Origin of the sequence: Allobosea sp. (assembly GCF_035999205.1) — a bacterium.
Taxonomy (GTDB): Bacteria; Pseudomonadota; Alphaproteobacteria; order Rhizobiales; family Beijerinckiaceae; genus Allobosea.
In genome coordinates, this window is sequence record NZ_DASYHA010000003.1 from 79,748 (window position 1) to 93,393 (window position 13,646).

Sequence of the window (13,646 nt, forward strand, 5' to 3'; positions counted from 1 at the left end):
CGAGGCCAGCCACGTCTCGCCAAACGCCGCGCCGACGCCCTGTTCCGACCGGCCCGCCCTATGCTCTGATCGTGCCGGCTAACCGACGCCTGAATGCGAGGACGACCGACGATGCATGGCCGCCGCCCGACGATCCATTCCCGCCACGGCGTCGTCGCCGCGGCCCATCCGCTCGCGGCGCAGGCGGGAGCCCGGCTGCTGATCCAGGGCGGCAACGCCTTCGACGCCATCGCCGCGACGGCTGCGGCGCTGAATGTCGTCGAGCCGTTCATGTCGAGCTTGTCGGGCATGGGCTCGGCGACATTGTGGTCTGCCGCCGAGAAGCGCGTGCGCGTGCTCGACTTCGTGCCGCCGATCCAGAAGAGCTTTCCGGCGGAGCGCTTCTCGCAACGGTCCGACCTCGAACGCGGCCCGCATGCGGTGGCGATGCCAGGCAATCTCGCCGGCTGGTGCGAGCTCGCCTCGCGCTATGGCCGCAAGCGGCTGAGCGACATCCTGGCGCCGGCGATCGCGCTGGCGCGCGACGGCTTCGCCCTCTCCGAGTTCGGCGTTGCCGAGTTCAACGAGCAGGCGCCGCTGCTTCAGGCCTGGCCGGAGCTCTATCCGGGCTTCGCCGCCACCTATCTGCCCGATGGCGGGCCGGTGAAGCTAGGCCAGCTGCTGCGCCAGCCCGATCTGGCGCGAACCTTCGCCGAGATCGCCGCGAAGGGCGCGGATCACCTCTATCGCGGCGCGCTCGGGGAGCGCATCGTCACCCATCTGCGCTCGCTCGGCGGGCTGACGACGATGGACGATCTGGCGGCCGTCGCGCCGCGCTGGCGCGAGCCTTTCACCGCCTCCTATCGCGGTCTCGACATTCATGTGCCGCCGCCGCCCTGCGAGGCCTTCCAGTTCCTGCTCAGCCTGAAGATCCTCGAGGGCTCCGATCTCTCGGGACTGGCCAAGGACGGGCCGGACCATCTCGACCTCGTCTATCGCGCGATCAGGCTGGCTGCAGGCGTCCGCATCGCGGCGAACAACCCCTCGCCCGAAACGCTGGCCGAGATCTTCTCGGAAGCCTCGATCGCGAAACTGCGACAGCGCGTGGCCGACGGCGTGCCGGTCGAGGGCCCGACCGAGCAATGGACGCCGCAGCCGGCCGAGGATCCGTCCCACACCACCTCCTTCTCGGTGGCCGATGCCGAGGGCAACCTCGTCTGCATCACGAACAGCCTCGGCAGCCCCTTCGGCAGCGGCATCGTGGTGCCGGGCACGGGGGTATGCCTCAACAACTTCCTGTACTGGTCCGATGTCCAGACCGGCAGCCCGAACCGTTCGAAGCCCGGCGACGAACTGCCGATGTGCATGTCGCCGAGCATCTCGACGCGGGCGGGCAAGCCCGTGCTCGCACTGGGCACGCCCGGCAGCTACGGCATCATGCAGACGCAGACGCAGGCCGTGGTGCAGCATCTCGATTTCGGGCTGCCGCTGCAGGAGGCAATCGAGGCGCCGCGCTCGCGGCTCTGGGACGGGCGCTTCATCGAGGCCGAGAACCGGATCGCGCCGGAGACGCTTGCCGAGCTGCGTCGACGCGGCCACGACATCGCGGCCTTTGCTGTAGGCTGGACGATGAAGTGCGGCGGCATGCAGGCGGTGGCTGTCGATCCCGCGACCGGCGTCATGACCGGCGCGGCCGATCCGCGCCGGGATGGTTATGTCGTGGCGGTGTGACCGCGAAGACGTGGGAGCACACAGGCCCATCGTTTCGGATTTCGAGAAACGAAACTCCGGAATGACGCACCGCGGGGATCTCGTTCAATGCGCCTCGGCTGCAGCGGCGACGCGGGGCTTGCGCCAGCGCCTGACTGTTCCCGCAACGACCACATAGAGCAGCGGCACGAAGAACACGCCGATCACCGTCGCGGCGATCATGCCGCCCATCACGCCGATGCCGATGGCGTTCTGACTGCCGGAGCCGGCCCCGGTCGCGATCGCCAGCGGCAGCACGCCGAGGACGAAGGCGAAGGAGGTCATCAGGATCGGTCGCAGGCGCTGGCGCGCGGCCTCCAGCGTGGCATCGACCAGGCTCTTGCCCGCCGCCTCCTGCTCGATCGCGAACTCGACGATCAGGATCGCGTTCTTGGCGGCCAAGCCGATCGTCGTGAGCAGGCCGACCTTGAAGTAGACGTCGTTGGTTTGTCCGAAGAGCGACGCCGCGAGCAGCGCGCCGAAGATGCCGATCGGGACCGAGAGCATGACCGCGAAGGGGATCGACCAGCTCTCATAGAGCGCTGCCAGGCAGAGGAAGACGACCAGCATCGAGAGCGCGTAGAGCGCCACCGCCTGGCTGCCCGAGAGCCGCTCCTGATAGGACAGGCCGGTCCATTCATGGCCGAATCCGGTCGGCAGCTGCGTCGCCAGGCGGTCGATCTCCTCCATCGCGGCGCCCGAGCTCACGCCGGCCGCGGCCGCTCCCTGGATCTGGACGGCTGAGGAGCCGTTGTAGCGCTCCAGCCGCGGCGAGCCATAGGTCCAGTGCCCGGAGGAAAAGGCCGAGAACGGCACCATGTCGCCGCCGGCATTGCGCACGAACCAGCTGCCTACATTCTCGGGCTGCATGCGGAAGGGCGCATCCGCCTGGACATAGACCGATTTCACGCGGCCGCGGTCGATGAAATCGTTGATGTAGGCCGAGCCCCAGGCCGTCGACAGCGTATCGTTGATGCTGCCGAGCGAGAGGGTCAGCGCGCTCGCCTTCTCCTGGTCGATCTCGACCGAATATTGCGGCGTGTCCTCCTGCCCGTTCGGGCGCGTGCCGGTGAGTTGGCTGCTCTGGCCTGCGAGCCCGAGCAGCTGGTTGCGCACCTCCATCAGCCGCGCATGTCCGGCGCCGGCGATATCCTGGAGGTAGAAGTCGAAGCCTGCCGTGTTGCCGAAGCCCTGGATCGCGGGCGGCGCCAGCGCGAAGACGACGCCGTCCTTGATCGAACGGAAGGCTCCCATGGCACGCCCCGCGATGGCCTGCGCCGTCGCCTGCTTGCCGGAGCGCTCGGCGAACGGCTTCAGGCGCACGAAGGCGAGGCCGACATTCTGGCCCTGCCCACCGAAGCCGAAGCCTGCAACCGTCAGCACACCCTCGACCAGGTCCTTCTCGTTCTCGAGATAGTGCTTTTGCACCTGGTCGAGCACCTTGAGCGTGCGATCCTGCGTGGCGCCGACCGGCAGCTGCACGCTGGTCAGCAGGATGCCCTGGTCCTCGTCTGGCAGGAAGGAGCTCGGCAGCCGGGCGAAGAGATAGGCCATGCCGCCGGTGATCAGCAGGAACACGATGAGGAAGCGCGCCGGCCGCGCGATCATCCCGGCGATGCCCGAGCGGTAGCCCCGCGTCGTACGTTCGAAATTCCGGTTGAACCAGCCGAAGAAACCCTTGCGCGAGCCGTGGTCGCCGACGGGCTTGAGCATGGTGGCGCAGAGCGCGGGCGTCAGCACCAGCGCCACGACGACGGACAGGATCATCGCCGTGACGATGGTGATCGAGAACTGCCGGTAGATGACGCCGACGGATCCGCCGAAGAAGGCCATCGGCACGAACACGGCCGAGAGCACGGTGGCGATGCCGATCAGCGCGCCGGTGATCTCGCCCATCGACTTGATCGTCGCCTCCTTGGGCGAGAGCTTCTCCTCCTGCATCACGCGCTCGACATTCTCGACCACGACGATGGCGTCATCGACGAGCAGGCCGATGGCGAGAACCATGGCGAACATGGTCAGCGTGTTGATCGAGAAGCCGGCAACGGCCAGCACGCCGAAGGTGCCGAGGAGCACGACGGGCACCGCCAGCATCGGGATGAAGGTGGCGCGCAGGTTCTGCAGGAAGACGTACATCACGATGAAGACGAGCACGATCGCCTCGAACAGCGTGTGCACGACCTTCTCGATCGAGAGGGTGACGAAGGGCGTGGTGTCGTATGGGTAGGTGACCTCGACGCCTTCGGGCAGGGTCGGCTTGAGCCGCTCGATCGTCGCTTGGACCGACTTGGCGGTGTCGATCGCATTGGCGCCGGTGGCGAGGCTGATGGCGAGGCCGGTCGTCGGCTGGCCGTTGTAACGCGAGACGGTGTCGTAGCTCTTGGCGCCGAGCTCGACACGGGCGACATCGTTCAGCCGCACGATCGAGCCCGAGGCGCCGCTCTTCAGGATGATGTTCTCGAACTGCGAAACGGTCTGCAGCCGGGACAGCGCCGTGACCGTGGCGTTGAGCTGCTGTCCCCTGACCTGCGGCAGGCCGCCGAGCTGGCCGGCGGAAACCTGCGTGTTCTGCGCCTGGATCGCCGCGGCGACATCGCTCGGCATCAGCGCGTATTTCTCGAGCTTGCTCGGGTCGAGCCAGATGCGCATGGCATAGCCGGAGCCGAAGAGCTGGGTCGAACCAACGCCTTCGACGCGCTTGAGCGTGTCGTTCAGGGTGGAATCGACATAGTCCGCCAGGTCGGTCGTGTTCATCCGGCCATCCTTCGAAACGAAGGCGGCGACCATCAGGAAGCCGGTCGAGGCCTTGGCGACCGATATGCCGGTGCTCTGCACCACCTGGGGGAGCTGGCGCGTGACGAGCTGGAGCTTGTTCTGCACCTGCATCTGCGCGACGTCGGCATTGGCCTGACTGTTGAAAGTCAGCGTGATCGAGGCGTTACCCGTCGAGGTCGAGGTCGCCGTCATGTATTGCAGGTTGTCGAGGCCGGTCATGCCCTGCTCGATGACCTTCGTCACCGAATTCTCGACCGTTTGCGCGTCGGCACCGGGATAGTTGGCGCTGATCTGCACCGTGGTCGGCGCGATCTGCGGATATTGCGAGATCGGCAGCGTCCGCAGCGCGAGCAGGCCGGCCAGCATGATGACGATGGCGACGACCCAGGCGAAGATCGGGCGTTCGATAAAAAAGCGCGAGAGCATGGCGTCAGTTCTTCGCGGCCGGGGCGTAACCGAGCGGCGAGCCCACGGCAGCCTGGCGGCTCGTGGGCTTGAGCTCGCCGCTGGCCTCGTCGATCGTCACCTCGTTGCCGGTGACGGTCTGGCCCGGACGGACCAGCTGTCCGCCCTCGACGATGACGCGCTCGCCATCCTTGACGCCCTCGTCGATGAGCCAGTTGTTGCCGAGGTTGCGCCGCGTGACGAGCACGCGCTCCTCGACCTTGCCGTCCGCACCGACGAACTTCGCCGTCGCCTGGCCCTTGGTGTTGCGGCCGACGGCGCGCTGCGGCACCAGGAAGCTGTTCGGGGCGATGCCTTCCTCGAGGACGGCCCGAACGAACATGCCGGGCAGCAGCAGCCGCTCCGGATTGGGAAACTCGGCCCGCACCGTGAAGGTGCCGGTGGTCAGGTCGATGCTCGATTCTGCGAACTCGATCTTGCCGGTCTGGGGGTAGTCCGGGCCGGTATCGAGCTTGAGTTTCACCGCGACATTGCTGCCGGCGAGCTTCAGCCGCCCCTCGGACACCGCCCGGCGGAAGTTCAGGAGATTCGTGCTCGACTGGATGACATCGACATTGATCGGCTCGAGCTGGCGGATGGTGGTCAGCGCCGTGGTCTGGTTCGCCGTCACCAGCGCGCCCTGGGTCAGCGTCGATTTGTCGACGCGCCCGCCGATCGGCGCCGTCACCTTGGTATAGGCAAGGTTGATCCGGGCCGTCTCGACGCTGGCCTGCGCAGCGGCGACATCGGCCCTCGCCTGTGCCAGCGTCGCCTTGGCGTCGTCGGTGTCCTGCTGGCTCGCGGCATTGCGCTGCAGCAACTCGCGATAGCGATCTGCCCTCAACCGGGCGTTGACGGCAGCGGCCTCCGCCTTCTGCTCGGCTGCGACGGCGCTGTCGAAGGCGGCCTGGTAGGGCGCCGGATCGATCTCGTAGAGCAGATCCCCCGCCTTGACCTCGCTGCCTTCCTTGAACAGCCGCGACTTGATGATGCCGCTGACCTGGGGACGCACTTCGGCGATCAGGCTGGCAGAGACGCGGCCGGGCAGCTCCGCCGTCACCGCGATCGACTGCGGATGCAACACCACGACGCTGACCTGCGCCTGCGGCTGCTGCGGCGGCGCCGCCTTCTCGTTGTTGCAGGCGCCCAGCGCCAAAGCCAGCAGGGCGCTGCCCACGAGCAGGCGGGGCGCATTGTCAGTTTGCTTGATCAGCATCGGCTGCCCTATTAGGAAACTTCGAAGTTTCTTAACGCTTGCCATCTGCGCCTGTCAAACGGCATGATGTTTCTGAGTGATGCAGATGGCCAATGATTGAGGTTTGATGATGGTGATGGAGCCGCCGCCGCGAGGTCCCGGGCGGCCGAAGCAGCGTTCCGACGAGGAGGAGCGGCAGCGGCTTGTCTCGGTCGCCTGCGAGATCTTCCTGGAGGCCGGCTATGGCGGCACCACCATGGATGGGGTGGCAGCGCGCTGCGGCGTGTCGAAGAAGACTCTTTATCGGCTGTTCCCCGCCAAGACGGATTTGTTCAAGGCGATCGTCGCCGATCACCGCCGCACGATGCTGGAGCTGCCGCGGCCCGACGATGCCATGCCGCCGGCGGAGGCGCTGGCCGAGATCTTCCGTCTCGGCATCGACGAGGCGGAGAATCGCCACCGCCTCGCCTTCATCAGGCTCGCCACCGCCGATGCGGACCGGTTTCCGGAGATCGGCGAGGCGATCACGCATGAAGGGGCCGAGCCGGCGCGCCGGCTGCTCGCCGACTGGCTGGAACGCCAGCAGCAGCGCGGCGTCCTACGCCCCTTCCCGCCCGCGGCCGCCTCGCGGATGTTGATGGACATGATCTTCGGCGTGCTGGTGAAACGCTTCCCGGGCGACATGCTGCTGACGCAACAGGATCGCGTGGCCCATGCGAGGCGATGCATCGACGTGTTCCTGCACGGGCTCGGCCAGGTCGCGCCCCCCGCCTGAGAGCCGCCGACGTCGCAACCGGCGACACGCGCGGAATTCGCACTCGACAGGCGACGCACCGGCACTCCATCCTCGGCGCTCTTCAAGCTACGGATCGGCCATGACGCATCACCTGAAAGCCTCGCCCGAAACCTGCCACTGGGGCTATTTCGATGCCCGCGTGCCGCCAGCCCTGACGATCGCCAGCGGCGAGGCGATCACGATCGAATCCGTCAGCGGCACCGCCGAGGTGCTCCCGCCGACCGGCTTTCATGTCCCGCCGGAGCTGCTCGCGATCCATGCCGCGCAGAAGGGGCCTCCCTTCGGGCCCCATATCCTGACCGGCCCGGTCGCGGTCGAGGGTGCGGAACCCGGCGACGTGCTTCAGGTCGACATCGAGCAGGTCTCGCTGCGGCAGGACTGGGGCTACAACCTCAATCGTCCGCTGATGGGCACGTTGCCGGACGATTTTCCGGACTTCCACATCATGAACATCCCGCTCGATGCGCAGCGCATGGTCGGGACCATGCCCTGGGGCCTCGAACTGCCGCTGGTCCCGTTCTTCGGCGTGATGGGCGTCGCGCCGCCGCCGGCATGGGGCCGTTGCACCTCGACGATCCCGCGCGCCTTCGGCGGCAACCTCGACAACAAGGAACTGGTCGCCGGCACGACGCTGTACCTGCCGGTCTTCGTGCCGGGAGCGATGTTCTCGGTCGGAGACGGCCACGGCGTCCAGGGCGATGGCGAGGTCAATGTAACCGCGATCGAAACGGCGCTATCAGGGCGCTTCCGCCTGACCGTCCGCAAGGATCTGCGCTTCACCTATCCGCAGGCCGAGACGGCGACCCATGTCATCACCTGCGGCATGGATCCGGATCTCGACCGCTGTGCGGAGAAGGCGCTGCGCGACATGATCGCGCTGATCGTCGAACGCACCGGCATCACCCGCGAGCAGGCTTACGGCCTGTGCTCGATGGCGGCTGACCTGCGCGTCACCCAGACGGTGAACCAGCACAAGGGCGTGCACTGCATGCTGCGGAAGGAGTTGCTCACGCGGCGCTAAAGCCCGCTTGGTGCGCCTCGGAACAACCCGGTCGTGCCGGGCTTGACCCGGGCCTCATGCGGGAGCTCTTCCTACAAGGATTCAGGCATGGATAGCGGATCTCCGCCTCGCTGCTTCCGGGATGACCGCGTGCTCCGGTGAATCGTCAGCAGGCTGGAAAGCCACCCAAAAAAAAGCGCCCGGCAGAACCGGGCGCTTCGTCATCGTCGGATCCGACCTTCAGGCCTTGGCGCGGGGCGCACGCTTGGGCTTGGCCGCGGCGGCCGGCGCAGCGGCCTTGCGGCCGAGACCCATCGACTTGGCCAACGCCGAACGCGCCTCGGCATAGGCCGGAGCGACCATCGGATAATCGGCCGGCAGGCCCCATTTCGTGCGGTACTGCTCGGGCGTCAGGTCGTACTTGCTGCTGAGGTGACGCTTCAGTGACTTGAAGGACTTGCCATCCTCGAGACAGATGATCGCATCCGGAGTGACGGATTTACGGATCGACACGGCGGGAACCAACGGCGCGGCGACAGGTGCCTCGGGCTCGGCGCCAAGCTTCGAGAGCGAAGCGTGGACACTCGCGATGAGATCAGCGAGGTCGGCGCGCGGGACGTTATTGCGCGCGACATAAGCGGAAACGATCGACGTCGTCAGATCGAGAAGCTCTTCGTTATTGTCTGCCATGGCACGTTCCGATCTAGAGAAGAAGACGACACTGCATTTGTTATCGGAACCGGGATTACGGCGAAGACAGGTCGATGTCTATCGCAAATGCATCGAAACCTGACTCGACAGCTGCTCGATCACTACTCCGTCGGTGAATTTCAACTCGCATGCACGCGTTGCGTGCATTTTTGACAGATCCGCCTCGACTCAAAACAGGATGTCGTCGAGATCATCCGCCGCCTGGACGACGACCGCCGGCACGACGGCACCCGCTCCATCCGGCAGGAGCAGCCCGATCACGGTTTGGTGGATCGTGCGCTCGCCAACCATGGTGTAGCTAGGCCAGACATGCGCATCGATCAGTCCGCGCACGCGTCCGGCCAGGCCAGCGCGCTCCGGCATCTCCCGGTCGGCGACCGAGCGCGTGAGTTCGGCCGCGCCGGAGGCGATCAGATCGCTCATCGCGCCGGCATTGGAGAAGGACAGCCGCGCCCGGGCGACGACATCGCCAAAGCCGCCGCCCTCGCGGCTGAGCTGGCCCAGCGTCACGCCGAGACGATCGCCGGTCCGCCGCATTGCCGCCAGCGAGTCGCGCATCGCCTCGTCGAGGGCGGAGAAATGTGCCGCGTCGAGGCGCCCGCCGCTTTTCAGACCGCGTGACACGTCCCGCATCCGGGCGAAGGTCGGGGTCAGCGCGGCAGCATCGCTCGCCACCTGGTCGGCCGCGAATTTCAGCTCCTGGGCGATGACCACGAGGCTGCGCCCACCGGTGCCGATACGGGCCGCCCGCAAGCCGGCATTCATGCCGATCAGCACGATGTTGGACACGGTCCCGGCAAGCGCCGCGACGGTTTCCTGGCAGGTTTCGAGGACGGTCGAGAGCGCATCGGTGACACGGTCGACGCCGGAGCGCGCCCTGTCGCACTTGGCGAGCAGATCGGCGGCCTGGGCCAGTTCCGCTTCCAGTTCGGCCAGAAACGAGCCGGACTTGCTGCCGTCAGCCTTGCCGCCGTCACCCTGGTAGAGCGAGTGCACCAGATCGAGCAGGCCGGCAGTGTCTCCGGCAAGCAGCGCCAGCGTCGACTCGATCGCCTCGGCATCCTGGGACAGCGTCACCGCGCTCTCGTCCAGCTGTGCCGCCTGCAGCCGCCGCAGCACCAGCGCCGCCGCGCCGCGCTCATCGGCATCGAGTTCGGCGCCGAGCCCCTCGCCGGCCGTGACGGCGCTGAGGAGATGCAGAGCCTTGATTGCATGCTCCAGACGCTGGCGGATGCTGTCGCCGGATTGCAGGGCGATGATCGCTCCGCCGGCCGCCATGGCGATCTTGCCAGAATGCGTCGCCGCATCGCTCGTCAGGGAAACGCTGCGCTGCTGGCGCTGCGCGACCTCCGCCAGCGTCTGCTCGAGACTGCCGGCAAGTGCGGTCAGCGCGTGGCCATAGCGCCCCTCGAAATCGCGCTGGGCCGACAGCGCCGTGCCGAGCAATGCGCTGAGATGGTCATGATCGCGGGCGCAGTTCTGGATGGTGCGCTGGGCCTGTGTGGTCAGGGCGACGATCTCGCTGGTGAAATCGCCGAAATCGCGGCCGGCCGCCTGCACCGAGACGGCCTCGATGCGGGCGCTGCGGGCCAGGATCGTGATCAGCCGCATATGCTCGAGCAGCCGGTCGAGTGCCTGCGCGGCGTCCTTGCTGTGCGTGGCGAGGTCCTGCAGCACGCCGGTTTCGTCATGCAGGCCATCATTGATGGCGCGCAGTTCGCCGGCGAGGCCGGCGAGCGTGCGGCCGGCATCGGCGATCGTTTCCCCCGAGAGTTCGGCCGAAAGCGTCGAAAGCCGCTCCTTGAGGTTCTCGAACAGGCTCAGCCCCTCGCCGAGCTGGCTGCCGGCACGGGCGAAGGTGACGTCGATCTCGCGGGCGCTGCCTTCGAGCGCCTGGATCAGCCGCGGCAATGCCAGATCGTTGCCGTCCATTGCCGTCGCGCCCCCAACCTCGAACTCAGACGCCACGCGCATTCTCGCCCCCTGCCCCAGCGCCGGCCTGCGGCCACGCCATGATCTCCTGCGGTACACGCGAGAGCTTGACGATCCGTTCCGCCGCACCGAGATCGATCGCCTCCTTCGGCATGCCGAAGACGACGCAGCTGTCGGCGTCCTGCGCCAAGGTACGGGCGCCGGCCTTGCGCATCTCGAGCAGGCCGCGCGCGCCGTCGTCACCCATGCCGGTCATGATGATGCCTAGAGCGTTGGCACCCGCATATTGCGCGGCCGAACGGAACAGGACGTCGACCGAGGGGCGGTGGCGCGAGACATGTGGCCCGTCCTTGATCGCCACGCGATATTGCTGGCCGACGCGCTGGAGCAGCATGTGGCGGTTTCCGGGCGCGATCAGGACGCGGCCGGTGGAGACCTCGTCGCCATCCTCGGCCTCCTTGATCTCCATGGCACAGATACCGTTGAGGCGCCGGGCGAAGGCCAGCGTGAACTTCTCCGGCATATGCTGGACGATCGCCATGCCCGGGCAGTTCGCCGGCAATTGTTCCAGAACCTCGCGCAAGGTCTCGGTGCCGCCGGTCGAGATGCCGATGCAGATGATCCGGTCCGTCGCATGCCGGACACGGCCGAGCACCGGCGGCGGCAAGATCGCATCCGCCGTCAGCTTCTTCTCGATCTGCATGCGCGGCTCGCGCGGCCGCAGCTTCGCCTGAGAGGCGGCCCGGACGGCATGGCGCAGCCGGTCGGCGGTCTCCATCAACGCGACGCGCGTATCGATGCGCGGCTTGGGCAGCACGTCGACGGCTCCGGCTTCCAGCGCATCGAACAGGGCGCGCGACCCGGCCTCGGTCAAGGTCGAGCAGATGATCACCGGGATGGGCCGCTGCGCCATGATCTTGCGCAGGAAGGTCAGGCCGTCCATGCCCGGCATCTCGATGTCGAGGATCATGACATCGGGGAGTTCGTTCTGCAGGCGGCGCGCGGCGGCGAAGGCGTCTGCCGCCGTGCCCATGACCTCGATGCCGGGATCCTCGTTCAGGATCGAGCTGAGGACCTGACGCACCGAGGCAGAGTCGTCAACAATGAGGACACGGATGGGCTTGCGGCTCATGCTGCCGACCTCCCGCTGACGGCCGCCCCGGCCTGGTAGACGGTGGGCGCGACCGAGCGCAGTCGATCGACCCCGGCGCCAGCCATCGATTCCGAATGACCCAGCATCAGATAACCGCCCGGACGCAGATGCGCGGCGAGGCGCGACAGCACCGCCTGCTGCGTTGGCCGGTCGAAATAGATCAGCACATTGCGGCAGAAGATCACATCGACGTCGCGGTCGAACGGATAGGATTCGTCCATCAGGTTCAACCGCTCGAAATTGACCTGCCGGCGCAGCTCGGGCGCGACCCTCACCACATCCTCGCGCGGATCCTTGGAACGCATCAGATAGCGCTGCTGCATCGGCGACGGCACCGGCGCCACGAAGGCGCGCGGATAGATCGCCGAACGCGCCTCCTTCAGGACTTCGGTCGAGATGTCCGTGCCCAGGATCGCAAAGCGGCCCACCTTGCCCGTGGCAACCAGGTCCTGGAGCACCATCGCGGCGGTGTAGGCCTCCGCGCCCGTCGAGGAGGCCGCGCTCCAGACCTTCAGGTTCGGCGCCCGCCCGCCATGGCGCAGCGTGAGCTGCGGCACGGCAACGTCGCGCAGGAACTCGAAATGGCTCGGCTCGCGGAAGAAGTCGGTCTTGTTCGTGGTGACGCAGTCGATCAGGTGGACGAGCTCGTCGTCCAGCCCATCACGCTCGAACAGATGCGCGCCATAGGCACGCAGCCCCGTCAGGCCGAGCGCGCGCACGCGCTTGCGCAGGCGGCCCTCCACCATGGTTCGCTTGGTTTGCGGCAGCTTGATGCCGACACGTGACTCGATGACCTTCGCGATCGCGTTGAAATGCTTGTCGGCCAGGTGATCGTGGAGTTCGGGCTGCGATGGCGCCATCGGCTCAGGCCGCCCTCTCTGGAGCCATGGCGACGAGCAGCGGTAGATCGTCCGATTCCATCAGACGCGCGAGGTCGAACACCACGATGAAGGCCTCGCCCTTGCGGCCAATGCCGGCGATGTAGTTCGACTGCCAGCGGCCGCCGACATCCGGGGCGGCTTCGGTGTGATCGTCGTCGAGCCCCGTCACCTCGAAGACGCGGTCGGCGACGAAGCCGACGCCGAGCGTCCGGCCCTTGACCGGCACGTCGAGGATGATGATCCGGGTGGCGTCGGTCGGCTCCTGGCGCGGCAGTCCGAGCTTGGTGCGCAGGTCGACGATCGGGTAGCCAGCGCCGCGGACGTCGATCATCCCGAGCAGGAAGTTCGGCGCATGCGGCAGCTTCGAGATCGGGCGCATGTCGAGGATCTCCCTGACATTGCGGATGTCGATGCCGAACAGCTCCTGGTCGATTCCGAGCGTCAGATATTGGGCGGTATCAGCCATGGTGATCTCGCAGAGAAAAGCGACGGGCAACGGCCCGGCCCCGCCTGTGACGGGACCGGGCTCTTCCGGTCAGTTACGGTGGAAGGCGGCGTCGTCCTGGTCCTCGCCGCTGTCCATGTCGAAGGCGAAGCCACCGTTGGAGACCTTCCTGGCGGGGCGGGCCGGCGCCTTCTTCGGCTGGATGGCGGCAGCCATGCTGGCCGCCTTGCCGCGGAGCTGCTTGACCGCCCGGTCGGTCGCGATCGGCTGAGCCACCGCCTGGTGTCCACCGTGATCGTCGAGGCGGAAGAAGGCGATGGTGGACTGGAGCTGCTCGGCCTGGGCGGCGAGCTCCTCGGAGGTGGCCGAGACCTGCTCGGAGGCCGCAGCGTTCTGCTGGGTCACCTTGTCGAGCTGCTGGATAGCCTGGTTGATCTGGGTCGAGCCGACATCCTGCTCGCGGCAGGCGGCGGTGATCTCCTCGACCAGCTCGGCGGTCTTCTTGATGTCCGGCACCAGCTTGGCCAGCATCGCACCGGCTTCCTGCGCGACCTTCACCGTGTCGGTCGAGAGCGTGCCGATCTCG

At 67.1% G+C, this 13,646-nt stretch carries 10 protein-coding genes and 1 pseudogene; 3 read left to right on the top strand and 8 right to left on the bottom strand.

Annotated features, from left to right (window positions below; genetic code table 11):
• Window positions 1-111: 111 nt before the first annotated feature.
• Window positions 112-1,710, top strand: coding sequence for a gamma-glutamyltransferase family protein (locus VGN82_RS00655; RefSeq protein WP_327525045.1), 1,599 nt, complete (start codon window positions 112-114; stop codon window positions 1,708-1,710).
• Window positions 1,711-1,794: 84 nt separating this feature from the next.
• Here the strand turns inward: VGN82_RS00655 and VGN82_RS00660 are convergent, their stop codons facing one another.
• Window positions 1,795-4,929 (bottom strand): efflux RND transporter permease subunit, encoded by a 3,135-nt coding sequence (locus VGN82_RS00660; RefSeq protein WP_327525046.1) that lies wholly within the window; start codon window positions 4,927-4,929, stop codon window positions 1,795-1,797.
• Window positions 4,930-4,933: 4 nt separating this feature from the next.
• Window positions 4,934-6,163 (bottom strand): efflux RND transporter periplasmic adaptor subunit, encoded by a 1,230-nt coding sequence (locus VGN82_RS00665; RefSeq protein ID WP_327525047.1) that lies wholly within the window; start codon window positions 6,161-6,163, stop codon window positions 4,934-4,936.
• A 106-nt stretch (window positions 6,164-6,269) separates the two neighbouring features.
• Between VGN82_RS00665 and VGN82_RS00670 the strand changes: the two genes are divergently transcribed.
• Both VGN82_RS00670 and VGN82_RS00675 read left to right on the top strand, forming a co-directional pair.
• A complete protein-coding gene (locus VGN82_RS00670) occupies window positions 6,270-6,917 on the top strand; it encodes a TetR/AcrR family transcriptional regulator (protein ID WP_327525048.1) in 648 nt (215 codons plus the stop codon).
• A 100-nt stretch (window positions 6,918-7,017) separates the two neighbouring features.
• Window positions 7,018-7,959, top strand: coding sequence for an acetamidase/formamidase family protein (locus VGN82_RS00675; protein ID WP_327525049.1), 942 nt, complete (start codon window positions 7,018-7,020; stop codon window positions 7,957-7,959).
• Window positions 7,960-8,178: 219 nt separating this feature from the next.
• Here the strand turns inward: VGN82_RS00675 and VGN82_RS00680 are convergent, their stop codons facing one another.
• The 6 genes and pseudogenes from VGN82_RS00680 to VGN82_RS00705 all read right to left on the bottom strand — a co-directional run.
• On the bottom strand, window positions 8,179-8,628 hold the full coding sequence (locus tag VGN82_RS00680) for a Ros/MucR family transcriptional regulator (protein ID WP_327525050.1): 450 nt from the start codon (window positions 8,626-8,628) through the stop codon (window positions 8,179-8,181).
• Between the two features lie 189 nt (window positions 8,629-8,817).
• Complete coding sequence (locus VGN82_RS00685; RefSeq protein WP_327525051.1) at window positions 8,818-10,617, bottom strand: coiled-coil domain-containing protein; 1,800 nt, start codon at window positions 10,615-10,617, stop codon at window positions 8,818-8,820.
• Complete coding sequence (locus VGN82_RS00690; protein ID WP_327525052.1) at window positions 10,607-11,713, bottom strand: protein-glutamate methylesterase/protein-glutamine glutaminase; 1,107 nt, start codon at window positions 11,711-11,713, stop codon at window positions 10,607-10,609. Before VGN82_RS00690 ends, VGN82_RS00685 begins: the two co-directional genes overlap by 11 nt.
• Complete coding sequence (locus VGN82_RS00695) at window positions 11,710-12,594, bottom strand: CheR family methyltransferase (protein ID WP_327525053.1); 885 nt, start codon at window positions 12,592-12,594, stop codon at window positions 11,710-11,712. The genes VGN82_RS00690 and VGN82_RS00695 overlap by 4 nt, the downstream gene beginning before the upstream one ends.
• A gap of 4 nt (window positions 12,595-12,598) precedes the next feature.
• Window positions 12,599-13,081 carry a chemotaxis protein CheW gene (locus VGN82_RS00700; protein WP_327525054.1) on the bottom strand — a complete coding sequence of 161 codons (483 nt, stop codon included), beginning with the start codon at window positions 13,079-13,081 and terminating at the stop codon, window positions 12,599-12,601.
• A 69-nt stretch (window positions 13,082-13,150) separates the two neighbouring features.
• Window positions 13,151-13,646: pseudogene (locus VGN82_RS00705) on the bottom strand (methyl-accepting chemotaxis protein); the annotation flags it as partial.

What these genes read in the sequence shown, in the direction of transcription:
- VGN82_RS00655 (WP_327525045.1), top strand. Translation starts at nt 112, where the DNA reads ATGCATGGCCGCCGCCCGACGATCCATTCCCGCCACGGCGTCGTCGCC.
- VGN82_RS00660 (WP_327525046.1), bottom strand. Translation starts at nt 4,929, where the DNA reads ATGCTCTCGCGCTTTTTTATCGAACGCCCGATCTTCGCCTGGGTCGTC.
- VGN82_RS00665 (WP_327525047.1), bottom strand. Translation starts at nt 6,163, where the DNA reads ATGCTGATCAAGCAAACTGACAATGCGCCCCGCCTGCTCGTGGGCAGC.
- VGN82_RS00670 (WP_327525048.1), top strand. Translation starts at nt 6,270, where the DNA reads ATGATGGTGATGGAGCCGCCGCCGCGAGGTCCCGGGCGGCCGAAGCAG.
- VGN82_RS00675 (WP_327525049.1), top strand. Translation starts at nt 7,018, where the DNA reads ATGACGCATCACCTGAAAGCCTCGCCCGAAACCTGCCACTGGGGCTAT.
- VGN82_RS00680 (WP_327525050.1), bottom strand. Translation starts at nt 8,628, where the DNA reads ATGGCAGACAATAACGAAGAGCTTCTCGATCTGACGACGTCGATCGTT.
- VGN82_RS00690 (WP_327525052.1), bottom strand. Translation starts at nt 11,713, where the DNA reads ATGAGCCGCAAGCCCATCCGTGTCCTCATTGTTGACGACTCTGCCTCG.
- VGN82_RS00695 (WP_327525053.1), bottom strand. Translation starts at nt 12,594, where the DNA reads ATGGCGCCATCGCAGCCCGAACTCCACGATCACCTGGCCGACAAGCAT.
- VGN82_RS00700 (WP_327525054.1), bottom strand. Translation starts at nt 13,081, where the DNA reads ATGGCTGATACCGCCCAATATCTGACGCTCGGAATCGACCAGGAGCTG.